28 protein-coding genes are annotated in these 23,170 nt (G+C 74.7%); 12 read left to right on the plus strand and 16 right to left on the minus strand.

Going from position 1 to position 23,170, the window contains the following annotated elements:
- Positions 1-38 precede the first annotated feature (38 nt).
- Complete coding sequence (locus ACZ7RU_RS12645) at positions 39-992, minus strand: ArsR/SmtB family transcription factor (RefSeq protein WP_470340892.1); 954 nt, start codon at positions 990-992, stop codon at positions 39-41.
- An 86-nt stretch (positions 993-1,078) separates the two neighbouring features.
- Between ACZ7RU_RS12645 and ACZ7RU_RS12650 the strand changes: the two genes are divergently transcribed.
- The 3 genes from ACZ7RU_RS12650 to ACZ7RU_RS12660 all read left to right on the plus strand — a co-directional run bounded on the left by ACZ7RU_RS12650 (position 1,079) and on the right by ACZ7RU_RS12660 (position 4,502).
- On the plus strand, positions 1,079-2,506 hold the full coding sequence (locus ACZ7RU_RS12650) for an alpha/beta hydrolase (RefSeq protein ID WP_470340893.1): 1,428 nt from the start codon (positions 1,079-1,081) through the stop codon (positions 2,504-2,506).
- Positions 2,507-2,587: 81 nt separating this feature from the next.
- Positions 2,588-3,700, plus strand: a complete 1,113-nt coding sequence (locus tag ACZ7RU_RS12655; protein WP_470340894.1) for a serine hydrolase domain-containing protein — start codon at positions 2,588-2,590, stop codon at positions 3,698-3,700.
- A 4-nt stretch (positions 3,701-3,704) separates the two neighbouring features.
- Positions 3,705-4,502, plus strand: coding sequence for a MerR family transcriptional regulator (locus ACZ7RU_RS12660; protein WP_470340895.1), 798 nt, complete (start codon positions 3,705-3,707; stop codon positions 4,500-4,502).
- Positions 4,503-4,568: 66 nt separating this feature from the next.
- On the opposite strand, the gene ACZ7RU_RS12665 is transcribed toward ACZ7RU_RS12660, so the two are convergent.
- The 4 genes from ACZ7RU_RS12665 to ACZ7RU_RS12680 are packed head-to-tail and all read right to left on the minus strand — an operon-like array spanning position 4,569 to position 7,202.
- Positions 4,569-4,997, minus strand: coding sequence for a lasso peptide biosynthesis B2 protein (locus tag ACZ7RU_RS12665; protein ID WP_470340896.1), 429 nt, complete (start codon positions 4,995-4,997; stop codon positions 4,569-4,571).
- On the minus strand, positions 4,994-5,251 hold the full coding sequence (locus ACZ7RU_RS12670) for a lasso peptide biosynthesis PqqD family chaperone (protein WP_470340897.1): 258 nt from the start codon (positions 5,249-5,251) through the stop codon (positions 4,994-4,996). The genes ACZ7RU_RS12665 and ACZ7RU_RS12670 overlap by 4 nt, the downstream gene beginning before the upstream one ends.
- Before the next feature lie 15 nt (positions 5,252-5,266).
- Positions 5,267-7,072, minus strand: coding sequence for an asparagine synthase-related protein (locus ACZ7RU_RS12675; protein ID WP_470340898.1), 1,806 nt, complete (start codon positions 7,070-7,072; stop codon positions 5,267-5,269).
- Between the two features lie 10 nt (positions 7,073-7,082).
- Positions 7,083-7,202 carry a lasso RiPP family leader peptide-containing protein gene (locus ACZ7RU_RS12680; protein ID WP_470340899.1) on the minus strand — a complete coding sequence of 40 codons (120 nt, stop codon included), beginning with the start codon at positions 7,200-7,202 and terminating at the stop codon, positions 7,083-7,085.
- Between the two features lie 275 nt (positions 7,203-7,477).
- On the opposite strand from ACZ7RU_RS12680, the gene ACZ7RU_RS12685 reads away from it, so the two are divergent.
- Positions 7,478-8,203, plus strand: coding sequence for a class I SAM-dependent methyltransferase (locus ACZ7RU_RS12685; RefSeq protein ID WP_470340900.1), 726 nt, complete (start codon positions 7,478-7,480; stop codon positions 8,201-8,203).
- 52 nt (positions 8,204-8,255) lie between these two features.
- On the opposite strand, the gene ACZ7RU_RS12690 is transcribed toward ACZ7RU_RS12685, so the two are convergent.
- From ACZ7RU_RS12690 to ACZ7RU_RS12705, 4 genes are all read right to left on the minus strand, one after another.
- Complete coding sequence (locus tag ACZ7RU_RS12690) at positions 8,256-8,486, minus strand: DUF4287 domain-containing protein (protein WP_470340901.1); 231 nt, start codon at positions 8,484-8,486, stop codon at positions 8,256-8,258.
- A 418-nt stretch (positions 8,487-8,904) separates the two neighbouring features.
- Positions 8,905-9,237: a hypothetical protein gene (locus tag ACZ7RU_RS12695; RefSeq protein ID WP_470340902.1), complete on the minus strand. Its 333-nt coding sequence runs from the start codon at positions 9,235-9,237 to the stop codon at positions 8,905-8,907.
- Complete coding sequence (locus ACZ7RU_RS12700) at positions 9,234-9,731, minus strand: DUF6232 family protein (protein ID WP_470340903.1); 498 nt, start codon at positions 9,729-9,731, stop codon at positions 9,234-9,236. The genes ACZ7RU_RS12695 and ACZ7RU_RS12700 overlap by 4 nt, the downstream gene beginning before the upstream one ends.
- A gap of 254 nt (positions 9,732-9,985) precedes the next feature.
- Entirely contained in the window at positions 9,986-10,462 is a 477-nt protein-coding gene (locus tag ACZ7RU_RS12705; protein WP_470340904.1) for a carboxymuconolactone decarboxylase family protein, read from the minus strand.
- A gap of 168 nt (positions 10,463-10,630) precedes the next feature.
- On the opposite strand from ACZ7RU_RS12705, the gene sigJ reads away from it, so the two are divergent.
- Positions 10,631-11,584, plus strand: coding sequence for an RNA polymerase sigma factor SigJ (gene sigJ, locus ACZ7RU_RS12710; protein WP_470340905.1), 954 nt, complete (start codon positions 10,631-10,633; stop codon positions 11,582-11,584).
- A gap of 98 nt (positions 11,585-11,682) precedes the next feature.
- Here the strand turns inward: sigJ and ACZ7RU_RS12715 are convergent, their stop codons facing one another.
- Both ACZ7RU_RS12715 and ACZ7RU_RS12720 read right to left on the minus strand, forming a co-directional pair.
- The gene (locus ACZ7RU_RS12715; protein WP_470340906.1) at positions 11,683-12,084 is read right to left on the minus strand and encodes a hypothetical protein; all 402 of its coding nucleotides are present in this window, start codon (positions 12,082-12,084) and stop codon (positions 11,683-11,685) included.
- Positions 12,085-12,250: 166 nt separating this feature from the next.
- Positions 12,251-12,859, minus strand: coding sequence for a DUF2306 domain-containing protein (locus ACZ7RU_RS12720; protein ID WP_470340907.1), 609 nt, complete (start codon positions 12,857-12,859; stop codon positions 12,251-12,253).
- Positions 12,860-13,078: 219 nt separating this feature from the next.
- Between ACZ7RU_RS12720 and cpt the strand changes: the two genes are divergently transcribed.
- A complete protein-coding gene (gene cpt / locus ACZ7RU_RS12725; RefSeq protein ID WP_470340960.1) occupies positions 13,079-13,621 on the plus strand; it encodes a chloramphenicol phosphotransferase CPT in 543 nt (180 codons plus the stop codon).
- A gap of 102 nt (positions 13,622-13,723) precedes the next feature.
- Here the strand turns inward: cpt and ACZ7RU_RS12730 are convergent, their stop codons facing one another.
- From ACZ7RU_RS12730 to ACZ7RU_RS12740, 3 genes are read right to left on the minus strand one after another with little or no spacing between them, the layout of a single operon-like run.
- Complete coding sequence (locus tag ACZ7RU_RS12730) at positions 13,724-14,191, minus strand: NUDIX domain-containing protein (RefSeq protein ID WP_470340908.1); 468 nt, start codon at positions 14,189-14,191, stop codon at positions 13,724-13,726.
- 35 nt (positions 14,192-14,226) lie between these two features.
- A complete protein-coding gene (locus ACZ7RU_RS12735; RefSeq protein WP_470340909.1) occupies positions 14,227-14,472 on the minus strand; it encodes a hypothetical protein in 246 nt (81 codons plus the stop codon).
- Positions 14,473-14,477: 5 nt separating this feature from the next.
- Positions 14,478-14,675 (minus strand): hypothetical protein, encoded by a 198-nt coding sequence (locus ACZ7RU_RS12740; RefSeq protein ID WP_470340910.1) that lies wholly within the window; start codon positions 14,673-14,675, stop codon positions 14,478-14,480.
- Positions 14,676-14,790: 115 nt separating this feature from the next.
- Here ACZ7RU_RS12740 and ACZ7RU_RS12745 point away from each other — a divergent pair, with 115 nt between their 5' ends.
- Positions 14,791-15,630, plus strand: coding sequence for a helix-turn-helix domain-containing protein (locus tag ACZ7RU_RS12745; protein WP_470340911.1), 840 nt, complete (start codon positions 14,791-14,793; stop codon positions 15,628-15,630).
- Positions 15,615-15,824, plus strand: a complete 210-nt coding sequence (locus ACZ7RU_RS12750) for a DUF397 domain-containing protein (protein ID WP_470340912.1) — start codon at positions 15,615-15,617, stop codon at positions 15,822-15,824. The genes ACZ7RU_RS12745 and ACZ7RU_RS12750 overlap by 16 nt, the downstream gene beginning before the upstream one ends.
- Positions 15,825-15,876: 52 nt before the next feature.
- On the opposite strand, the gene ACZ7RU_RS12755 is transcribed toward ACZ7RU_RS12750, so the two are convergent.
- Complete coding sequence (locus ACZ7RU_RS12755; protein WP_470340913.1) at positions 15,877-16,776, minus strand: GNAT family N-acetyltransferase; 900 nt, start codon at positions 16,774-16,776, stop codon at positions 15,877-15,879.
- A 317-nt stretch (positions 16,777-17,093) separates the two neighbouring features.
- On the opposite strand from ACZ7RU_RS12755, the gene ACZ7RU_RS12760 reads away from it, so the two are divergent.
- From ACZ7RU_RS12760 to ACZ7RU_RS12775, 4 genes are all read left to right on the plus strand, one after another.
- Complete coding sequence (locus ACZ7RU_RS12760; protein WP_470340914.1) at positions 17,094-18,638, plus strand: alpha/beta hydrolase; 1,545 nt, start codon at positions 17,094-17,096, stop codon at positions 18,636-18,638.
- 185 nt (positions 18,639-18,823) lie between these two features.
- A complete protein-coding gene (locus ACZ7RU_RS12765; RefSeq protein ID WP_470340915.1) occupies positions 18,824-19,072 on the plus strand; it encodes a hypothetical protein in 249 nt (82 codons plus the stop codon).
- Positions 19,073-20,186: 1,114 nt separating this feature from the next.
- Positions 20,187-20,702, plus strand: coding sequence for a DinB family protein (locus tag ACZ7RU_RS12770; protein ID WP_470340916.1), 516 nt, complete (start codon positions 20,187-20,189; stop codon positions 20,700-20,702).
- Between the two features lie 26 nt (positions 20,703-20,728).
- The gene (locus tag ACZ7RU_RS12775; protein WP_470340917.1) at positions 20,729-21,232 is read left to right on the plus strand and encodes a hypothetical protein; all 504 of its coding nucleotides are present in this window, start codon (positions 20,729-20,731) and stop codon (positions 21,230-21,232) included.
- Between the two features lie 39 nt (positions 21,233-21,271).
- Here ACZ7RU_RS12775 and ACZ7RU_RS12780 read toward each other — a convergent pair whose 3' ends face one another.
- Positions 21,272-22,951, minus strand: coding sequence for a serine hydrolase (locus ACZ7RU_RS12780; protein WP_470340918.1), 1,680 nt, complete (start codon positions 22,949-22,951; stop codon positions 21,272-21,274).
- Between the last annotated feature and the right edge of the window lie 219 nt (positions 22,952-23,170).

Consider the following 23,170-nt stretch of genomic DNA (forward strand, 5'->3'; position numbering starts at 1 on the left):
GGGCGGCCCACCCCGTGACGCCCCCGTCCGGCCTAGCATCACCCTCCTGCCAGCAGCTCCCCCAGCGCCGTCCGCCGGTGCAGCACCGCCTTGCCGGCGCGGACGCTGGTGATCAGTCCCGCCCCGCGCAGCGCCCCCGTGTGGGCGGAGACCGTGGCGGCGCTGACGCCCAGCCGCCGGGCGAGTGCGGTGGTGGTGCGCTCCTCGGCCAGCAGGTGCAGCAGTTCGGTGCGGGTGGTGCCGATCACGGCGGCCAGGGCCTGCGCTCCGGTGCGGCCGTCGGGCCGGGGCAGCAGGCCGGGCCCGGCCGGGTAGGTGAGGACGAGCGGGCGGCCGGGGAGGTCGGCGGGCAGCGCGGGCCCGTACCAGTGGAAGGTCGGCAGCAGGAGCAGTCCGCGCCCGGCGAGGTGGATCTCCCCGGGCGCACCCGGCAGTTCCCACACCCCCTCCCGCAGGCGCGCGCCGGGCAGCAGCCCGTCGAGCAGCGCCGCCGCGCCGCCCTCGGCCAGCTGCACCGCCCGGCGGACGAACTCGGCGCGGTGCAGGTCCCGCACCTGGTCCCAGACCGGGGCCAGCAGCGTCTCGTACGCGGCGCGCTGCGCCCGGTGGACCAGCCGCCAGGCGGCCGCGTCGCCCCGGGCGAGGTCGCCGACCCAGGGCGGTGGGGCGCTGCGCGCGGGCTCGTACGCGCGGCGCAGTTCGGTGCGGACGTAGGCGGGCGGGGCGGTGCGGACCTGTTCGAGCGCCTCGGGCAGGCCGTCGGCGAACACGTCGAGGAAGCCGGGCGCGCGGCCGGCCGGGACGAGGTCGGCCAGCGCGGCGGCGGCCGGCGGCAGGGCGTGCAGGGCCCGGCGGCGCCAGGGGCCGTGCAGCGGGTCGGCGTCGGCGCGGCACATCGTGGCCAGCGCGGTGTTGAGCTCCTGGAGGGGCGCCGGGCGCGGGGCGAGGGTGACGCGGGCGAGGTCCTCGGGGGTGCAGTGGATCCGCAGCACGGCGCCCCTCCCCGGGCCGGTGTCCATCCCTGAGCCCTCAACCTGAACGATCGCCCGCCGCGGGCGGCGCGGCCGAACCTGGCTCCATGATCCACGACACGAACCGCGACACGAACCGCGGCCTCACCCGCGACACGAACCGCGACTTCATCCGCGGCTTCCCGCTGAGCCGGCGCACCCTGACCCGGTCCGCGCTGGCGGCGCCCGCCGCCCTGCTGCTGCCGGCCGCCGGGCGCGCCGCCGCGTCCCCGGGCGGCCTCGTCCCGACCCTGCCCGCGCCGAGCGGCCGGTACCCGGTGGGCTGCCGCGGCGTCTACCTGGTCGACTCCTCCCGGCCCGACCCGCTGGAGCCCGAACTGCCGGTGCGGGAGCTGATGTTGACGTTCCTCTACCCGGCCGCCCCCTCCCCCGGCGCCCCCGCCCGCCCCGCGCCGCAGCTGCCGCCCGGGGCCGCGGACCTCTTCGGGCTGATCGCCCCGCAGACCCCGCTGCGGCTGCCCGCCACGGGCGTGGACTGGGCCGCCACCCGCAGCCACTCCCGCCCCGACGCTCCGGTGCGCCCCGGCCCGCCGGGGCGTGCGGCGCGGTGGCCGGTGCTGGTGTACAGCCCGGGCGGCGGCGACCCGCGCGGCCTCGGGACCTGCCTGGCCGAGGAGTTGGCCTCGCACGGCGCGGTGGTGGTCCTGGTCGACCACCCGGGCGACGCGCTCGCGGTGGAGTTCCCGGGCACCACCGCCTTCCGCCACGACCCGGTACGCCCCACCGTCCTGCGCGGCGACCCCCGCGAGCGGCCGCCGCTGTGGCGCACCGTGATCGACGCCCGGACCGCCGACCTGCGCTTCGTCCTCGACCGGCTCCACCGCGCCGCCGAACTGCCGCTGCCGCCCGGCCTCGCCGCCGCCCTCGACCTCGACCGCCTCGCCGTGTACGGGCACTCGGCGGGGGCGAGCGCGGTCACCGAGGTGTTCCACGAGGACCGCCGCGTGCGCGCCGCCGTCAACCTGGAGGGCTACCTCGACCACCCGCCCGCCGCCCCGGGCGCCGCCCCGCAGCCGCTGCGGATCACGGCGGAGGGCACCGACCGCCCGCTGCTCCTGCTCGGCAGCGGGCTCTTCGCGCACCGCGACGAACTCGACCGCTCCTGGTCCGCGCTGGCCGCCCGCTCCCCCGGCACGGTGCGCCGCGCCCGCGTCCCGGCCGCCAACCACTGGGCCTTCACCGACTACGCCGCGATGGTCCCCCGCCTCCAGCGCGCCGGCCTCCTGACGCCCGCCCACCGCGACGCCCTCATCGGCCCCCTGCCGGGCGCGGAGGGGTTCGTGCGGACACTCGCCCGGGGCGTGGGCGCGTTCCTCACGGCGAGCTGGCCGGCCGGTACGGCGCAGGCGGGTCAGGGCCGTGGCGCTGGGGGCGGTGGCGGCCGGCCCCACCGGCAGGACCACCACGGCCCCGCCCGGACCGTTGCCGGTGCCGAGGCCGGCGCCGTGGCCGGATGTGAGCCGGGACACGGTTGAGGTTGACCCAGGGTCAGGGTGGAGGCTCCTCCCAACGGGCCCGACACGGACGCGGGCTTGACCGATGCGGAGGAGAACACCATGTCCACCACCACCCACCACACCGGCCGGCAAACGGAGCGCCCGCAGCTGCGGCGGGCGATCGAGGAGATCGTCGGATCCGGGTTCCTCGGCGTACAGGTGCGGGTGAACGACCCGAGCGGCGAGTGGGTCGCCGGCGCCGGGGCCCGGGAGTCGGGCGGCGAGCAGGGGCCGCCGGTCGACGGGCACTTCCGGATCGGCAGCATCACCAAGAGCTTCGTCGCCACCTCGGTGCTCCTGCTGGTCGCCGAGGGCCGGCTCGGCCTGGACGACCCGGCCGGCGACCACCTGCCCGGGTTCGGGCTGGACCGGCGGATCACGGTGCGGATGCTGCTCCAGCACACCAGCGGGGTCTTCAACCACACCGGCGAGCTGGAGCACGACGGGACGTTCACGCCGGGGGTGGCGTGGCGGGGCAAGGAGTGGGTGGACGGCCGCTTCCGCACCTACCCGCCCGAGGAGCTGGTGCGGATGTCGCTGTCCCGGCCGGCGCGGTTCGAACCCGGGGCGGGCTGGAGCTACGCCAACACCAACTACGTGCTGGCCCGCCTGGTGGTCGAGCGGGTGAGCGGGCGGCCGTTCGCCGAGGAGCTGCGCCGCCTGGTCCTGGAGCCGCTGGGGCTGACGGGCACGGTGGCGCCGGGCACCTCGCCGGAGCTGCCCGAGCCGCACGCCCGCAGCTACTACCGCTACCAGGACGGCGGGCGGGAGCGGACGCTGGACGTCACCCGGCACAACCCCTCCTGGGTCTCGGCCGGCGGCGACATGATCTCCACCACCCGGGACCTGCACCTCTACTTCCGCGCGCTGATGGGCGGCAGGCTGCTGCCGCCCGCCCTGCTGGCCGAGATGCGCACGCCGGAGCCGACGGCCGGCTACGGCCTGGGACTGTTCGTCCAGCCCACGGACACCGGCACGCTCTTCCACCACAACGGCGCCACCATCGGCTCGGCGGCGCTGATGTACGGCTCGGCGGACGGTGCCACCACCCTGACCGCCGGGCTGACCTACACGGACGACGCCGACGTGACCATCGCGGCGGCGTTCCAGGGCGCCCAGCGCCGCCTCGTCGACGAGGTGTTCGGTGCCGGGACCGGCCGTACGGCAGGCTGACCGCATGACGAACAACGGGGGCGGCGGAGCCGGCGGGGTCACGATCGGGCAGGCGGCGGCGTACGTCGGCGTCACGGTGAAGACGGTGCGGCACTACCACCGGCAGGGGCTGGTCGAGGAGCCGCGGCGCAACGCCTCCGGCTACCGGCGGTACGGGTCGGACGAGTTGCTGCGGCTGGTGCAGGTCCGCACGCTGGCCGCCGCCGGGGTGCCGCTGGCGGAGATCGGGCCGCTGCTCGACGCCGACGGCGAGCGGTTCGCCGACTCCCTCGCCGACGTGGAGCGGCGGCTGACCGAGCGGATCGCGGAGCTGACCGCCCGCCGCGACACCCTGCACCGGCTCGCCGACGGCGACCGGGCCCTGCTGCCCGACCGCGCCTGCGCGGTCCTGGAGCGGATGCCCGGCCTCGGCTTCGGCCCCGACTACGTGGCGGCGCAGCGCGAGGCCCTGGTGCTGGCGCGGGCGCTGGTGCCGGAGGGCTTCGACGGCTTCCTGTCCCAGCTCGAACGCCGCCTGGACGAACCGGAGTTCGTCGCCCTGGCCCAGCGCGGCCGGGAGGCCGAGGCGTGGGAGGCGCACGACCCGAGGATCGAGGAGCTCGCCACCGCCATGGCCGACCACTACCTCGCCAACCCGTCGCTGCTGGGCGACCCCGCCAGCCTGCGCGCCTGGGCCCGGGCCTCCGTCCAGTACCGCCTGATCGACCACCACCGCGACGACCGGGCCCCGGTCTCGGCCCGTCTCACCGCCCTCACCGAGGCCAGACTCCGCGCCGCCGGCATCCCCGTCCCCCGCCGGTAGCCATCCCTTGCGCCCCGCGCGGGAAGTCGGGCCGGCCGACTTCCCGCGTGCCCCCATCCCGGATGGTCAGCGGCCGGGGCGGGGGTGCGGGGTGATGGTGATCAGGGGGTGGAAGTGGGCGATCTCGGCGGGTTCGTCGATGGGTTCGCCGTCGGCCTCGATCCAGGCGTGGGCGCGGAACGGGGCGGTGCGGACGCCGGTGCGCCAGGTCGGCCAGGTGCCGCGGGTGCGGCACAGCAGGGCGGCGGCGATGGAGCGTTGGAGGCAGCCCTGGCCGGCGCAGCGCATGCTGAGGGCGACCACGGCCCGGCGGGCGGCGAGGGCCTGGGCCCGGTCGGCGGGGCGGGCGCCGCGTCGCAGGGCGGTCATCACCCGGCGGATGCGGGCCGGGGGGAGCTTCTCGATCAGTCGCGCCGCGCCGATCGCGGCGAGGGCGGCGGGCCGGTGGTGCCAGGGCGGGCGGCCGAGCCGGGCGGCGTGGGCGTGCAGGCTCATCCGGTGACCAGCCCGGCGGCGCGCAGGCTCTCGTGCAGTTGCTGGACGTCCAGGCGCGCCCGGTCGGCGGTGACCGGGTAGCCGGCGGCGAGTTCGGCGGCGGTCTCGTCGGCGGTGCGGCCCTCCAGCAGGGCGCGCAGGATGTGCAGCCCGGTGCGGTTGAGCTGGAAGTAGCGGCCGGAGCGTTCGTCCAGGACGACGGCTCCGTCGTCGGTCGGGGTGAGCGTCACGTCGGGGCGCAGCTCGGCGGCCATTCAGGGTTCCTCCGGTCAGGGGTGGGGGTGGGCGCGCAGCCAGTGTTCGCAGGCGAGGGTGGCGTCCAGGGCGGCGTAGGGGGTGCCGGGCGGGTAGAGGCCGAGGCAGGCCCGGCGCAGGGCGTCGGGGTCGATCAGGCCGGCGCGGGCCAGGGCGCTGTCCTCGGTGAGGGCGGCGAGTCGGGGGCGGTGGCGGGCGAGTCCCTGGTGGGTGTCGGGGGTGAAGTCGCCCTTGCCGGTGCGGCGTAGGAGGTCGGCGGGCAGGTCGGGGGCGAGGGCCTGGGTGAGGAGGGGTTTGTAGGCGAAGGGGGTGCCGCGGGTGGCGGGGTCGGCGGCGAGGCAGGCGTCGAGGACCTGGTCGTCCAGGTAGGGGACGGTGTAGGGGACGCCGAAGTGGGCGGTGGCGTCGGTGAGTTGGCGCATGGCGGAGGCGCTGTGGCGGAGCATGTGCAGGGCCTGGTGCTGGACGTGCTGCGGTGCGAGCGGCGTCGGCGGTGCGGTGTCGTCGAGGGTTCTGAGCTGTTCGCGGACCAGGTCGGCGGTGTGGGCGGTGGCCCAGGGCGGTAGTCGGGGTTCGGCTCCCCAGCCGAGCAGTTGGGTGGTGGGTGGCGGGGCGGGGTGGGTGAGGTGGTCGGCGGCGTGGGCGAGCCAGGCCGGGTAGGGCCGGGGGTCGGTGAGGGCGGCGAGGGCGGCGGGCAGGGGCCAGCGCAGGCGGGCGCGGTGTCCGCGCAGGTGGCGGGCGGCGGTGGCGGGGTGGCGCGGGAGGAGGGTGCGCAGGTAGGCGGGGAGGGCTTGGAGGATCTCGTCGCCGCCTTCGCCGCTGATCCGCAGTCGGGCGCCGTGGGTGGCGAGGAGTCGGGCGACGGCTTCGTCGCGGGCCCGGGTGCGGGTCCAGGTGAACGGTTCGTCGCCCTGGGGTGCGGGGGTGTCGATGTCGGCGAACATCGCGGGGAGGTCTTCGGCGGGCAGGACGAGTCGGTGGCCGGGCAGGTGGCGGGCGGCCCGGTCGGCCCAGGCGGCGTCGTCGTGGTGGGGGTCGAGGGAGCCGATGGTGACGGTGAGCAGGTCGGCGGGGCCGTCGGCGGCGAGGAAGCACAGGGGGGTGGAGTCGAGGCCGCCGGAGAGGTCGGCGGCGACGAGTCCGCCGTCGCGGGTGCGGGCGGCGACGGCGCGGTGCAGGGCGTGGCGCAGTGCGGTGGCGGCGTCGCGGCGGGGGCGTTCGGGGGCCGGGGGGTGCCAGTGGGCGCGGGTGCGGGCGGGGCGGCCGGGGGCGAGTTCGGCGGTGTGGTGGGGTGGTACGGGGGTGATGCCGGGCCACAGGGGCAGGGTGTCGGCGGGGTGGGGCAGCGGGTGGGCCAGGCGCAGGGCGAGGCGTTCGGTGGACGGGGTGAGGCCGGCCGCGGCGGCCAGGGTGTCGGCGCGGTCGGACAGGACGGGGACGCCGTCGACCTCGGCCAGGTGGAGGCGGCGCAGTCCGGACAGTGAGCCGCGGGCGGTGACGGTGCCGTGCACGGTGGCGATCAGGTGGAAGCTGCCGGCCAGGTCGGCGGCGAGGGTGTGGGCGTCGTAGGGGTCGCGGACGTGGGCGGCGTGGCGGCGCAGGTGGTGGGCGTCGGTGTCGCTGGTGCCGAACACGGCGAGGGCGACCGGTCCGGCCTGGGCGGTGGCCGGCTCGCCGGCCGGCCAGTGGCCGAGGATCCAGGGGCGTCCGCTGGGGTGGTGCAGGACACGGCGGTCGGCCGTGCCCCACACCGCGGCCACCGCGGCTGCTGCTTCGGTGTCCGGCAGGACCACGAACCAGGTCCGCCGGTGACCGCTCACGGCCGGGTCCTCAGGGGACGAGGTAGTAGCCGTGGACGTCGGACTGGTTGCCGAAGTCGAAGCCCCGGGTGAGGTCCGAGAAGTCGCCGAGTTCGATCAGCATCGGGGGCTCGTACACGTCGTCGGTCATCACGATGTCCTCTCGTTCGCAAGGGAGTTGGACACGATCGCCGGCCGGCGCGCCCCACTCTTCCCTCTCGGTTCGCCGACGGACAAGCGGGGGCGGGGGCTTCGGCCGGATCCCGACGGGCCGCGCCCGAGTGGCCCGAGGCGCTCGCGGGACTGCTGAACACCCGGGCAGCCGGGCGGCGGGGCGGCGGGAGGTGGGCTGGTTTCGGCCAGCGGGGGACGCAGTGGTGTAGACCTGTATGGCGCCGGGGCGGGTGCCTCGCCTACGGTCGTGCCATGGCCGACGAGGAGTTCGGGCATCCGCGGCTGGCCGCGCTCTATGATCCGCTGGCTTCCGGGCGCGGCGATCTCGGCGCCTATCTGCGGATGGTGGAGGAGTTCGGGGCGGGGCGGGTGCTGGACATCGGCTGCGGCACGGGGGTGTTCGCGCTGCTGCTGGCCGGGCGCGGCGTGGAGGTGGTGGGTGTCGATCCGGCGCTCGCCTCGGTGGAGGTCGCGCGCGCCAAGCCGGGCGCCGGGAAGGTGCGGTGGATCCACGGCGACGCCACCGGCCTGCCGCCGCTGCGGGTCGACCTGGCGACGATGACGGCGAACGTCGCCCAGGCGATCACCGGCCCGTCCGCGTGGCGGGGCACGTTGCGGGGTGCCTTCGGGGCGCTGCGGCCGGGCGGGCGGCTGGTCTTCGAGACCCGCGACCCGGCCGCCCGCGCGTGGGAGGGGTGGACGCGCGAGCGCTCCCGCCGGGTGACTCGGGTGCCGGGCGCCGGGTCCGTCGAGAGCTGGGTGGACCTGGTCGCGGTGGACGGGCCGCTGGTGTCGTTCCGGTGGACGTACGTCTTCGCCGCGGACGGGCAGGTGCTGACCTCGGATTCGACGCTGCGTTTCCGGGGGCGGGAGGAGGTCGGGCGGGATCTGGCCGCCTGCGGCTTCGTGGTGGAGGAGGTGCGCGACGCGCCCGACCGGCCGGGGCTCGAGTTCGTCTTCGTGGCCCGCAGGCCGTGATCCCCCTCGCCCCGGGAACCCCGGAGCCCCATGGCCGGGCGGCCGGGCGGCTTCAGGCGGTCTTCTCGGCGAGGGTGTGGGCGACGAGGGCGTTGGCGTGGCCGTGACCGAGGCCGTGCTCGCTCTTGAGCCAGGCGACGAGTTCCCCGTGCTTGGCGAGCGGGGAGGTGCGGATGAGGTCCTTCCACTCCTCGATCGGGCGGCCGTACTTCTTCTCGATGGAGGGGAAGTAGGAGGCCGGGCCGCCCTTGGCGGCGGCGGGGGTGGTGGCGGTGGCGGTCATGAGCGGTTCCTCTCGGTCGGGCACGGCGGAAGCGGTGCGGTCACGGATGGAGACCGTGACCGCGCCGCGAACTCATCGCCCTGCGGAGGTGAGCCGCGTCACACCGTCGCGGGCGGGGGCGGTATGAATCGAATCGTCATGTCGTGGGTCTTCGATCGCTGTCGCCGGTGGAGGGTCGTCGCCGGACACCGCGGCGGCGGGACGGGAGTGGCGTAGTGGTGGACTTGTGGTCCCCGTTCTCGTCCACGGCGGCGAGCAGTTCCCGCCACAGCCGGTTGCCCAGGCTCGTCACCCGCCGCCAGGTCTCCGTGCCCGGGGCGCCGGCGCCGGCCCGGTGCAGCATCTCCTGGACCAGCTGGTCGATGTCGACCTGCTCCGCCTTTGCCGGCTTGACCCGCGCGTGCCGCCGACCGGCCGCTCAGTTGGCCAGCAGCGCCTTCGCGGCCGCGATCACCGGCAGGCCCACCTCGCCGACCAGGGCCGCGATGCCGGAGATGACCCGTACCAGGCTGCGCCGGCGCTCCGGCGAGGTCTCCCGGGCGATCGAGTCGGCCGCCGAGTCCACCTCCGAGCGGTCGTTCTCGTCCAGGTGCGGGCGCAGCTTCTCGATCTCCCTCAGGAGGGACTCCAGCGCGGGCCCTCCCGCGGCCGCGCCGACGCTCTTGCCGCCGGCCACGATGTCCCCGGAGCCGGAGTGCTCGGCCTTGCCGATGTTGCCCGAGCCGTGCTGCTCGAAGTGGTCGCCGCTCATGCCTGGATGCTCCCGCTGCCGCTGTGCTGGGCCTTGCCGATGTTGCCCGCGCCGTACTGCTGGATGAGGTCGCCGTGCACCGCGTGCTCCACGTTGATGACCGTCTGCGCGATGTCGGGGTTGCCGATCGCCTTGGTGATCTCGTGGATGAGCTGGTGGATCTCCTCCTGCCGGGTGGACCAGACGGCGTCACGCTGGGTGCCGGAGGTGTTGAGGACCAGGCCGTACACCGGGGGCTTCTGCAGGGCGGAGACCAACTTCCAGACCAGGAAGGCCTCGACGGCGAGGAACACGATCGTCCCCACGCTCTTGGCCACGACGGCGAAGGTGCCGCCCACGATCAGCCAGCCGATGCTCCGGAGGATGAACCTCCTCCACGCGGCGGCCTTGTCGACGGCCAGGCGTCTCTGGCCGACGTGGGAGATGTTACGCAGCGGATACGCCTCACCCCCGACCCACAACACACCTTCATTGATGGTGACTTGGGATGCCACGGATCCTCCCGCCGACTGCCGGACGCTGGGGTGTGAAGGGTAACGGAGCCGGTGCGGCCGTGGGACGGGAATCGACCTCTCCGTTTCCCGCGGTCCCCGGCCCGGTCCGGCGTCCGCACACCCGGTCAAGAAGCCGTCGGCGGCCGGAGCGCACCGGCGATTTTCACCCGTTCGGGTGAGGGGCCCGGCCCGTGGGGGGCGGCCGGGGGCCGCTCGGCGGCGCGGCCCCCGGCCGTATCCGCTACCCGGCCCGGTCAGTGCCCGTACATGCCGACCTCGTAGCCGCCGCCGGGCTGGCGGATCATCACGTTGGCCCGGTTGAAGGCGTTGATCAGCGAGATCAGGCTGACCAGCGCCGCCATCTGCTCCTCGTCGTAGTGCTTGGCGGCGTTCTCCCACACCTCGTCGCTGACCCCGCCGGCCGCGTCGGCGAGGCGGGTGCCCTCCTCGGCGAGCTCCAGCGCGGCGCGCTCGGCGTCGGTGAACACGTCGGTCTCGCGCCAGGCGGCGACCAGGGCCAGGCGCACCGGGTCCTCCCCGGCGTGGACGGCTTCCTTGTAGTGCATGTCCAGGCAGGCGCCGCAGCCGTTGATCTGGCTGGCGCGCATCCGCACCAGCTCCTGGACGGTGTACGGCAGGGTCGACTCGGCGATGGGCTTGTTGGCCGCGATGAGGTGCTTGAAGACCTTGCCCAGGAGCGGGCTGGCGAAGGGGGCGAGGCGGGGTTCCATGGTGTGCTCCTCGGTCGTGTGCCGTTGTCGCCCTTGAAGACAGGACAGCCCGCCGCTTTGTGACGTCCCCGGCCCGCCCGGGCGCCGTGACCTGCGTCACGCCACCCGCGCGTGGGGCGCGCCGGGCCTCGGATAGCCTGCTGGCCACGCTCGGGAAAGGGGGATTCCATGACGGGACCGACGGTGGGAACGGCGGCATCGGCAGCCGCCGGGTACCGGCCGCTGCTGTTCTCCATCGCCTACGGGATGACGGGCTCGGTCGGCGACGCCGAGGACCTCGTCCAGGACACCTTCCTCCACCTGACCCGCGCCGAGCGGGCCGGCACCGCCGTCACCGACCCCAAGGCGTACCTGACCACGACCGTCACCCGGCTGGGCATCAACCACCTGAAGTCCGCCCGGGTGCGCCGCGAGACCTACGTCGGCGAGTGGCTGCCCGAGCCGGTCGTCACCACCGCCGAGCGCCCCGGGCCGGCCGAGCACGCCGAGCTGGCGGACACCCTGTCGATGGCGTTCCTGGTGCTGATGGAGGCCCTGTCCCCGGTCGAGCGGGCGGTGTTCACGCTGCGCGAGGCGTTCGGGTACGGCTATCCGCAGGTCGCGGAGATGGTGGGCAGGAGCGAGGCGAACTGCCGTCAGATCCTCGCCCGCGCCAGGAAGCGCCTGGCGCCGCAGCACGCGCCCGACGACGCGGCCCTCACCCCTGCCCCGGCGCTGCGCGCGCAGGGCGAGGAGCTGGCCCGCCGCTTCTTCGAGGTCGCCGAGGGCGGGGACCTGGACGCCCTGCTCGCCATGCTCGCCCCCGACGTGGTGTTCCAGGGCGACGGCGGCGGCAAGGCCCGCGCGCTCGCCCGCTCGGTCACCGACCCGCACCGCGTCGCCCGGCTGCTGGTCGGCGGCTTCCGCCGGATCCGCCGCATGGGCGCGCGCCTCGCCCCCGCCCGGGTCAACGGCCGCCCGGGCGCGGTGCTGTACGACGCCGAGCAGCGGGTGCTCAACGTCATCGAGCTGGACATCGACGCCCACGGCGCGGTGCGGGCGGTCCACGCCGTGGCCAACCCCGACAAGCTCGCCCACCTCGGGCCGGTCTCGGACCTGGGGCTGCTGGCGTCACCGACGTGACCACAGGACACCAGGACGCGGAACGCCAGGCGGCAGGACGCCGGGACGCGGGACGGCCCGGGCCCGACAGCCGGGCCCGGGCCGTTCAACCCCGCGGGTCAGGGGATGGTGCAGACCGCGGTCGCCCGGAGGGACTCGGTCCCGCTGCCGGTGTTGGTGCCGCGCACGACCCAGGAGCCGCCGCTCGGGTAGGAGTCGGTGAAGAAGATCCGGAAGGCGCTGGTCTGCCCGCCACCGCCGGTGGGCACCTGGCCGGACGGACACGACACGGTGGCGTACCCGTTGGCGCCCGGGGCCACGTCGACCCAGTCGCCGAAGACCTGGTTGTGCGCGGCCAGCGGCGAGGGGCCGATGACGGCCTGGTCGTCGGGGAGGACGACGGCCGGCTTGTCGACGGGCTTGCCGGAGGGCTTGTCGTCGGCGACGGCGGCCCCGGTGCTCGCGGCCAGGACGGCGACGGCGGCGACGGCGGTCAGGAGCAGGGGCGTGGTGCGGGCCATGGAGGCCTCCTGGTGGTTCAAGGGTTTCGGGGTGCGTCGACGGGGGGCTGATCCCCCGTCGACGCCGATCCGTACCCGAACCACCGCGCCGGCCTCCCGGGAGGGCGGCCGGTTACCCGGGCAGGGGAACACCGCTGCCCGGCCGGGCTAACGCGCGCCGGCGCGCTCACGCCGGTACGGGAGCCCGGCGGGTACGGGTGAACCAGCAGGCCAGTGCCAGGTTGGGCACCCAGCACAGCCAGGCGATGGCGGTGTAGGAGGCACGGAAGTCCAGGCCGGCCGTCGTCGCGGCGAGCAGCATCAGCCGCAGGGTGACGGCGGCGAAGGTGAGCGCGAAGCTGCGGACCATCCAGCGGCGGTGGTCGGCCACCCGGCCCGCGAGGATCGCCCGCAGCCCGGCGCCGCCGGTCACCAGCCAGGCCACGGCCAGGCAGCCGAAGCCGGCGCCGGTGACCGCGCCCCCGTAGGCGACGGGCGCCAGCCACAGCGCCCCGATGCCGCCGACCAGGCAGGCGAGCAGGTAGGTGACGCCGATCCGGCGGTGCCAGCGCGGGAGGCGTTCGCGCAGGCGCCCGGAGAACTGCCACGGCCCGAGGGCCAGTGCCGTGACGGCGCCGAAGACGTGGATGCCGAGCGGGACTTGGTGGCTGAGGTAGGTGGCGCGCTGGTGTGCGAAGTACGCCGCCGGGTCGAAGCTGAAGTACTTGGCGGAGACGACGACGATGAAGGTGGAGAGCACCGTCATGACGGCCCGACCGGCCCGTGTGATGCGCATGGGTCGAGTCTCGGGCCTGGCGGCCCCGGCGGGCATCCCGGTCGGCCCCGGGAAGCACCCTCGGAGAACCCTCGTCCGCCCTACGGGGGAAGGGAGACGGTCGCCGGCCCGGCAGCCGGATCCGGCGACCGGGAAGGTCACCGGGTCGCAGGAGGCGGGCGGGTCTTGCGCGGAAATCCTTTCCGGGGACCGCCGGGGTGCCCCTACTGTGGCGTCGTGATGACTGAGGTGATCGTTCTCAACGGTGGTTCCAGCGCGGGGAAGTCCGGGATCGCCCGGTGCCTTCAGGCGGTTCTGCCGGATCCGTGGCTTGTCCTCGGGGTCGACACGCTGCTCGCCGCGGCACCGGCGTCCCTTCAGGCGTCGGATGCGGGGATCGATCTCGCACCGGACGGGGAGGTGGTCGTCGGGCCGGAGTTCCGGGCGCTGGAGGCGGCGTGGATCGAGGGGATCGCCGCGATGGCCCGTGCGGGCGCCCGGGTCGTCGTCGACGAGGTGTTCCTGGGCGGAGCGGAGTCGCAGCAGCGGTGGCAGAAGGCCCTGCGCGACCTGCGGGTGCTGTGGGTCGGCGTCCGGTGCGACAGCGCGGTGGCCGCGGACCGGGAGGTCGCACGAGGCGACCGGATCATCGGGATGGCCGCGTCCCAGGCGGATCTGGTCCACCGGGGCGTGGTCTACGACCTGGAGGTGGACACCACGCACGCCGAGGCGATGGAGTGCGCGCGGGCCATCGCCGCGCAGGTGACGTCCTCCCGGGCCTGAAGGACCGGCGCACCGACTGCGCGCAAGGTCCGAACCACGAGAACACCCCGGGCCCGGCGCGCAACTTGCGCGCCGGGCCCGGGCAGGTCGGGGCAGGTCGGGTCAGGCGGCGCGCTGGCCATGGACGAGGACGGGCAGGGAGCGGTTGACGAGGGCCTCGGCCGCGCGGGCGGCCTGGGAGGGCGCCATGAAGTCCGGCAGGTCGACGGCGGGGACGAAACGGGCGCCCAGCAGACCGCTCCTGCGCTGCGAGGAGACGGTGATCCGGGTGCTGTCGGGGACGGTGCCGCCGTCGAAGACGAGGTTGAGGCGTTGCAGGTAGCGGTCGGCCGGGGTGAAGTCGACGGCGAGGACGTCCGTCAGACGCACGATCAGCCCGGTGTCGGCGTGCAGGTGGCGGGCGGCGGCCAGGTGCGGCGGCTCGTTGGGGCGGGCGGAGCCGCCCGGCAGGATCATGCCGTCCATGTAGTCCGGGTCGACCAGGAGGACGTCGCCGCGCTGGTTGCGGATGAGGACGAGGCAGCCGAGCCGGCAGACGGGGGGCTTGGCGAGCAGGCGGGGGTCTTGCATGGAGGCGGGTCACTTTCTCGACGCGGCAGGGGAGTTCAGTCGTCCCGGGTGAGGCGCTCGTAGCGCAGGCCCTTGCGGAGCAGGTCGACCACGCGCAGCAGGTCGAGCGGACGGGCGGTGAGGTGGAGCAGGTAGCTGCACGTCAGGCGGCCGGTGTCCCAGTCGACTTCCAGCGTGGGGAGCCGGACGCCGCCGAGGGCGAGGACGGTGGTGAGGTCGTCGAGGACCTCGGCGGCCTGCCTGCGCTGCTCGGCGGTCGCGCGGGAGAGGGTGGAGGACACGGTGGTCACTCCCCCGGCCGCTTGTGGACCTCGAAGGCCCGCCAGGCGCTGTAGGCGTCCCCGAAGAAGGTGAAGGAGGCCAGTTCGCCGGTGGGACGGCGCAGCCACTCGCCGGTGAGCTCGTTGCGGACCCGGTAGCGGTCGGCCTCGGGGTCCCAGCGGACGCCGTAGCCGTGGAGGCGCGGGAGTTGGTCGTGGGGCATGGGGAACTCTCTGCGATCGGAGTTTCACGTTCTGTGCACATGCTGACGCAAGGTCACCTAGCATGGGAAGCGGCCTGCTACTTGCCAGAGGGCCGCACGGAAGTTGAGGGCTGCCATGAACAAGAAGAAGATCGACCCGGAGTCCAGCCCCTGGGCCCCCTTCGGAATCCAACTGCGCGCTTTCCGAGAGGCCAAGGACCTCCTCCAGGAGGAGCTGGCCCCGCTCATCGGGTGCTCCCCCTCGCACCTCTCCTACATCGAACTTGCCCACCGGCCCCCGAGTCGCAAGCTCGCCGAACTCTCCGACATCGCGCTCGACACCGGCGGCACCATGCTGCTGATGTGGTACCAGCTGAAGAACGCCGCGATCCTGGAGGGCTTCCCGGAGTACGCCCGCTACGAGGCCCTCGCGGAGCAGATCAGGATCATCGAGATCAACATCATCTACGGGCTTCTCCAGACCCGGGCCTACGCAACGGCCATCGAAATGGGTTACGCCAGGCAAAACGACACGAGCGAGAAGCTCGCAGAGGAACGTATCGAATTCAGGCTTGCCCGCCAGAAGATCTTGGAGCGGCCTCAGCCGCCGCTCCTGCACGTGGTGCTGGACGAGAGCTGTCTCAGGCGGATCGTCGGCGGACGTGACGTCATGATCGAACAGCTCCTCCATCTTGAGCAGTTGACCACTCGCCGCAACGTGGTCATCCAGGTGGCGCCGTATTCCCTCGGCGAATACCGGCCGTTCACGCACATGGCGACTCTCCTTACCATGCCAAACCGTAAAGTTCTCGCTTACGGCGAAATTGAGCAGCGCGGCTACATTGATCGCGATACCAAGTCGGTTGCCGCGCTAGTCAAGAGCTACGATCGGCTGGCGGTCGAGGCCCTCGGTCAGGCCGAATCGCTTGCTTTCATCCGTGCGGTAAGGAGGGACTTGGAGTGGATGTCGACCTGACGGAGGCTTCCTGGCGGAAGAGTTCGTACAGTGGCGGAGGCGGTGCGCAGTGCATCGAGGTCGCCGACGGATACGCCGGCGTCATACCGGTACGCGACTCCAAGGACCCCTCCGGTCCGGCCCTCCTGTTCCCCTCCCCCGCCTGGCAGGCCTTCGTCACCGCCGTCCGCGCCGGCGAGTTCGACGCCGGGTGAGCGGTCCGGGCCTGTCTTCGGCACCGGACCGCTCACCGCGTGCTACTCCTCGTCAGGCGGCTCGGCCCGCCGGGAGGAAGTTGATGCGTTCACGGATGACGGGGAAGCCCGCCTTGGCGAAGTTCGCGGCCATGGGGAAGTTGGCCCGGTCCGTCGCTCCGCCGATGAACTCCGCGCCCTGCTCGGCGAGGAGATGCGTGCACTCCGCGAGGAGGTCGTAGGCGTAGCCGCGGCCTCGCTGTTCCGGGACGACTCCGATGAAGCCGATGGTCGGGCCGGAGGGGTTGTGGGCCGGGATGTGGATGCCGGCCAGTTCGCCCTCCGGTGTGCGCGCGATCTGCCACCACTCCCGTGGGGAGGGGCACCAGTGGAAGAAGTCGAGTTCCTCCTGGGCGGCCTGGTCGAGGCCGCCTTCCCCGACGGCCCTGAGCGCGTGGGCGTCCAGGGTGACGGAGTGGATGCGGCGCAACGCGTCGAAGAACACGGCGTCGTCGGGTTCCGCGCTGAAGCGCAGGCGTCCGGGCCGCTCGGGCAGGCCCCGCTCCGGGGTCCAGCGGTACAGGAAGCGTTCCGCCAGGAGTTCGTACCCTGCGGCCCGTGCGGCGGCGAAACGGGCCTCGGCGCCGGCGCGCAGGCCGGCCTCCTCCCGCCATCCGCCGGGCAGGTTGATCTCCAGTTCGACCTTCCAGGGGGCCGAGCGCAGGAGTTCGGCCCCGGCCTGCTCCTCGCCCTCGGCGACGTCGAACCAGTTGATGTTGACGGGCTCCGGGTCGTCGGGGCCGCCCCACCAGGCGCCGCGTGCGACGACCTCGCCGTCGCGCAGGGCGACGCGCTTCCACTCGGGGCGGAACCGGGTACGCCGATGGGCTTCACGGGCGCCCATGGGGTCGGGGAGTGCGTCGAAGAGATGAGCGTCGCTCGCGCAGAGCGCGCGGATGACCGGATCGGTCATGGATTCCTCCGGGATACAGGCCTGCTCGGAGCGCTCCCGGTCAGAACTGACGAACCACGCCGGGACAGCGGAAGAGGGAGCGCTGGAATGGTGTGAACTGCACGGCACTCGCCTCCTTCCGTCCGTCTCAGGGCGTGGCCCACACGATAGGTGATCTTCCGCGGGTCCGTCCACGGCTCCCCGTGCTTCCCGACTCGGCGGGGATTGCGGGGGACGGGAGGCGTCCGTCCGGCTGTTGCGCGCGCCCCGTCCGCGGCCGGGCGAGGTGGCCGGGGATGCTCCTGGCGACCGGATCCGACACCCGTCGAGGAGCCCTCATGCCCTCCCCCCAGCGCCGCCGCGCCGCCGCGGCCGGCCTCGCCCTCGCGGCGGCCCTGACCGTGGCCGCCGCCGCGCCGCCCGCATCCACCGCCCCCGCGCCGGGGCTCGGCCGCTACTACCACCAGCGCCTCGACTGGCACAGCTGCCTCCAGGGCCCCGACGACCAGGTGGGCGCCGCGTTGGAGCAGGCCGGCGCCCGCTGCGCCGGCGTCACCGTGCCGCTCGACTACGCCGACCCCCGCGGTCGCACCCTGACGCTGGCGCTGTCCCGGATCGCGGCCACCGACACCCGCCACCGGATCGGCACGCTGCTGCTCAACGACGGCGGCCCCGCCGCCCCCACGCTCGGCGCGCCCCTGCGGGTGCGCGCCGCGCTCGAGGACACCGCCGGCCGCTACGACATCGTCGGCCTGGACCCGCGCTTCGTCGGCCGGAGCACCCCGCTGGACTGCGGCTGGCCGGTCGGCGGCCTCTTCTCCGCCGGGACGAGCCGCGCCTCCTTCGAGCGTCAGGTCGCCCTCCACCGGGACCTCGCGGCCAGGTGCCGTTCGGCGGCCGGCGACCTGCTGCCGTACGCGGGCACCGTCCCCACGGCGCGGGACATGGACGTGGTCCGGGGCGCGCTCGGCGAGCGGAGGATCTCCTTCCTCGGACTGTCCTACGGCACCTACCTCGGCACGGTGTACACGCAGTTGTTCCCCGGCCGCCTCGACCGGGCGGTCCTGGACGGCGCGACGCTCCCGCGCCACACCGGGCCCGCGCTGCTGCCCAACGTGGTGGCGGAGAACGAGCACGCGTTCGCCGACTGGGCGCGTTGGGCGGCGGCCCGCGACGGCGTCTACGGGCTCGGCCGCACCCGCGAGGAGGTGGCCGCCGGGATCCTGCGCACGGTGGAGGCGGCCGCGGCCCGCCCGCTGCTGGTCGGCAGCGGCGCCGACGCCTTCGCACTCGACGACACCCAGGTGCCGGTGCTGCTCTTCATCGCGCTCGCCGACGACTCCGACCCGCAGCGGGCGGCCCTCGCCGAGCAGATGGCGCAGCTGGCCGAGGCCGCGGCGGGCCGGCCGGTGACGCCCTCGGCCGCGACCACCGCCCTCCTGCGCCTGCTGTTCACCGCCCAGGGGTCAGCGACGGCCGGCAGTGCCCAGGCGATCCTGTGCGCGGACGGCCCGGCTGCCCGGGACCCGGAGGTGTACTGGCGCCGGATCGAGCGGGACCGCGCCGCTCACCCGCTGTTCGGGCCGCTGCTCGAGGACGTCAGCCCCTGCGCGTTCTGGGCCGTCGCGGGCGGGCCACCCGTCGAGGTGCGCCGCGACGCCCGGGTGCTGATCCTCTCGGCCACCGGGGACCCGCGCACCCCCTACCGGGACGGCGTCGCGCTGCACGGGATGCTGCCCTCCTCGCGGCTGCTCACCCTGCGGGGCGCCGACCGGCACGGGCTCTACGGGCTGTACGGCAACGCGTGCGTGGACGGCGCGGTCAACGCCTACCTGGCCGGCGGGCGCCTGCCGCAGACCGACCTGACCTGCACCCGGCAGTAGCGGGGGCGCGTGTGCCGCCCTGCCCGACCCGCCGGGAGCAGCCGGGGACCGGTCGGCCCGGTGATCGACTGTTTTCTGCCAAATTGGTCTCTACCATTGCCTCGAATCCGGGGTTCCGGAAGGCTCTGCGCCGGACGCCGGGAAGCGGACTCCGGCGTTCTCCCCCGAGTGAGGAAGACACCGACATGGCACTTCGCAAAGCGGTTTCCGGCATGGCCCTGGCCGGGCTGCTCACGGTCGCGGGCGGTCTGGCGGCCGCCCCCGCCGCCCAGGCGTCCACCACCCGGACGACCGGCTACACCTACGTCGGCATGTACCCCAGCGGCGCCGCGTGCGACGCCGCCGGCCAGGCCTACGTGGCGCGCGGGGAGGCGGTCGGCTACTTCTGCGACGTGGCCCCGACCACGGCCCGGCTCTCCGTCTGGTTCTCCTAGGAAGTTCCCGCCCCGGTCGTCGAACCCGGCGGCCGGCAGGCGCGGTTGACGGCCCCGCCGCCCGCCCCGGGGGGGGCGGCGGGGTCCTGCCGCCGCCCGGTCGGGTGATCTTCCACATCCCTCCTTGCGTGGCCGCTCGGCCGAGCGGTGTGCCGGCCGTCCCGGGGTCGAACGGCGCCGCGTACCACCTCGGCCTCGGCGACGACCGGGCCGAAGCACTCGGCTCCGTCACCGAGCTCACCTCGTCGGCTCCGAACCCGACCTCGGCGCCCTCCCGACCGCCGGTGTCAGGGTGGCGGTCCGGCTGTGGGGCGACGTGCTCCTCTCCCGTGGCGACGACCGCCGCGAGGCCACCACCACCTGGGCGAGGTCGTCGGGAACACCGGCACCCACCAGGACGTCGTCCTGATCGCCGGGGACCGGGCCGACCCCGCCTCCCGCCGCGTCCGCCTCTCCGACGCCTGGGCCGGCACCAGCTACCTCCTGGTGGAGGACGAGGACCCGGACGCCTTCGGTATCGGCTTCCAGGACATCACCGTCGAGAAGCAGGCCGCCCGGGCTGCCCTTCGGCGAGCGGCTCCGGAGCGGGAAGCCGGCCCGGCCGACTTCCCGCTCCTGACACCCGGGCGGGGGTCGTCCGTTCAGCCTGCGCCGGGGAGGCCTGCCTGCGGGACGCCGTCGCCCTCTTTCGCCGGCTCGGCTCCCCCGCGCCGAGGACGCCGCCGCCCGTCGCGGCGAGCTTCTTGCCGATGCGCGTGGGAGGTCCTCCTGGACGGGTGGCGGCGTCGCGGGCCCTGGTCGGCCGCGATCGCCGTGCGGGGCTGCCGAAGTGGCGGGCCGGGGCTGTTCCGTGGTGGCGGCCGGGGGTGTCCTGGGGGCCGGGTCCGGCGTCTTCGCCGGTCCCGGCCCCCTGTTGTCGCACCACATCCCGGGCGGCGCGGGGCGGCACTTCCATGACGGCGGGTTGACGTCCGCCTGTCGTTCGGGCCGGGTCCGGGCCGCCTCCCTCGGGGCGGGCGGTGGCGGTGGCCGACGGGCGCGCACCACGGGCCCGGCGGCCTGCGCCCGTATATTGCGGTGCGTCCGGCGGGGCGGCTCGGTAGGGTGCACCGCCATGGCATCGGAACTGGAACGGCCCCCGCTCCTGGCGGACGAACGCACCGCGATCGTCGGCTGGCTGGACCTGCAGCGGAAGATCCTGCGCTGGAAGTGCGAGGGGCTGGGCGACGAGGACGCGCACCGCTCGGTCCTGCCGGCCTCGCCGGCGATGACGATGGCCGGCCTGCTGTCCCACATGCGCTGGACCGAGTACCTGTGGCTGGAGGTGCTGTTCCTCGGCGGTGACAAGAAGCGGCACCCGGTGTTCGACGGGTCGGGCGAGGACGCCGACTGGCACACCGGCGGGCGTCCGCTGGCCGAGCTGCTCGCGGAGTACGAGGCCCAGTGCGAGCGCAGCGACGAGATCGTCGCGGCGGCCTCCCTGGACGACGTCGGCCGCCACCGCGACTTCCGCGCCGGCGGCGCCAACCTGCGCTGGATGCTGATCCACCTCGTCGAGGAGACGGGCCGCCACGCGGGGCACGCCGACATCGTCCGGGAGCTGCTGGACGGCTCCAAGGGGTACTACTGAACGCCGACGTCCCGTCCGGTGACCCGATGCTGGAACTGCTGTCGGCGGACGGGCCGGATCCGGACCACGCGCGGGCGCTGATGCTCTACGGCCGCCTGGTCGGCACGTGGGACATCAGCAACCGCTACCTGTTCCCCGACGGCCGGTGGCGCACCGCGGCGGGCGAGTGGCGCTTCGGCTGGGCGCTGGGCGGCCGGGTGGTGCAGGACGTGCTCTTCTGCCCGGACTTCCACGGCCGGTTCCCCGGCACCACCCTGCGCATGTACGACGTCACGACCGGGCTGTGGCGGATCACCTGGATCTCGCCGAAGCTCCCCTCGTACTTCTCCCAGGTCGGCCGTTCCGACGGTGCCGGCGGGATGGTCCAGGAGGGCACCGACGCCCAGGGCCGGCGCTCGCGGTGGACGTTCACCGACGTCACGCCGACCTCCTTCCGCTGGCAGGGCTTCAGCGCCGCCCCCGCCTCCCCGGGCTCCCCGGAGGGCGGGTTCGAGCTGTTCCAGGAGATGCACGCGACGCGCACCGGCTAGGGGCGGTCTCGCCCCGCAGCCGCGAGTTCGACGACAGGCCTAGGGCTGGCTGCGGGTGAAGGTGCCCAGGCCGTCGTGGTCGAACTGCTCGACCACGGCCTTGGCGGCCTTGCCGTCGCCGCCGACGGTGAAGGTCACCCCGGACAGGCCGACGGCGTTCTCGCCGCGGGTGCGGAAGCTGAACACGTCCCCGGCGTAGTGCTGGAGCGGGAACTGGAGGTTGTCCGGGCCCAGGCTCATCACCAGGGCGCCGCCGTTGCCGGTGGTCACGGTCAGCGGTCCGTAGTAGCCGTTGGTGTAGGTGCCGACGTAGGCGGCGTCGGGCTTGGCGGGGGCGGCGCCGGCCGGGGGCTTGGTGTAGTCGGTGGGCGAGGTGCCGGCCACCAGGGCGGCGGGGACGACCTTGCCGAGGAAGCCGAGCCAGTCGACGGTCTCGTGGCCCTCCTGGGCGAGGTCGAGGAACTCCTCGGCCACCGCCTCGGGCAACCCGGTGGGCTGGCCGTTGGTCAGCACGACGATGCCCAGCCGCTCGGCGGGCAGCAGGGTGACGACGGTGGCGGCGCCCAGGAGGAAGCCGCCGGAGTGGTTGAGCCGCAGCCGGCCGCGGTTGTCGCGGCCGACGTTCCAGCCGAGGCCGTACTGGCCGGGGTTGCCGGCGGGCGCGGCGGGCGGGTTGGCGAGGCTGTGCGGCAGCCAGGTCTCGCTCAGGGCGGCCGTGTCGACGACCTGGCGGCCCTCGAAGGAGCCGCCGGCGAGTTGCAGCCGCATCCAGCGGGCGAGGTCCTGCGCGGTGGAGCTGACGCCGCCGGCCGGGGACTGCGCATCGGCGTTCTCGGTGGTGCTCACCTGCCAGCCGCCCCCGCCGCCGCCACCGCTGCTGCCGCTGTCGTTGCCGCCGGTGCGGACGTGGGGCGCGGCCTTGTCGGTCGCGTGGTCGTAGGCGGAGCGCCGGGAGCTCGTGGCGGCCATGCCGAGCGGTTGGTAGAGGAGGTCGGCGGACAGGTCCTCCCAGGCCTCGCCCTTGGCCTTGGCGACGGCCACGGCCGCTTCGGTGAGGCCGTAGTTGGTGTAGGCGTAGTGGGCGCGGAAGGGGGCCAGGGGCTGGTCGCGCAGGTGCTGGAGGATGTGGTCGCGCGGGTAGCCGAGGTCCTGGAGGAGGTCGCCGGCGTGGTCGGGCAGGCCGCTGCGGTGGGAGAACAGGTCGGCGATCGTCACGTGGCCGCCGGTCCAGGGGTCGGCGAGGGTGAAGCCGGGGTCGTGGGCGGAGACGGGGTCGTCCCAGGTGGCGGCCTTCTGGCCGACGGCCGCGGCGACGACGGTGGAGGCGATCGGCTTGGAGACGGAGGCGAGTTGGAAGACGGTGTCGGGGGTCACGGGGTCGGGCTTGCCGAGTTCGCGGACGCCGTAGCCCTTGGCGTGGACGACCTTGTCCCGGTGGACGACGGCGAGGGCGAGGCCCGGTACGCCGGTCCTGCGCATCGCGTCCTGGACGTAGGCGTCGATCCGGTCGACGGCGGTGGCCACCTGCTGGTCGGTCAGCTGCGGGGAGGGCTGCGGCGGCGCGGTCGGCACGGCACCGAAGGAGCTGGGGGCGCCCGGGGAGCCGGGGGCGGCCCCGGGGTCGGTGGCGGCGGCGGAGGTGCACCCGGCGAGCAGCAGGGCGGCCAGCAGGGGGGCGGCGGTGCGGTGTCCCGGCCCGGCGGCGGTGCGGCGGTGCATGGGTCCTCCCTCGTCCGGGCGGCGCGGCCGTGCCGCCTCATCGCGTGAGTATTGGACGGCCCGGGGCGGCCCCGGCGGGTGCCGCGCACCGGGGCGGGCGCAATCACCCGTCCGGCGGCGGGGGGGGTCGCGGGGGTGGGGGGAGGGCCGGAGGAGGGAGGCGGGGGAGAGGGCGCGCCGCCTTCCCGCGCCCCCCGCCTCTCTTCTCTGCCCCCTCCC

It is taken from the genome of Kitasatospora sp. NPDC114501 (assembly GCF_055633695.1).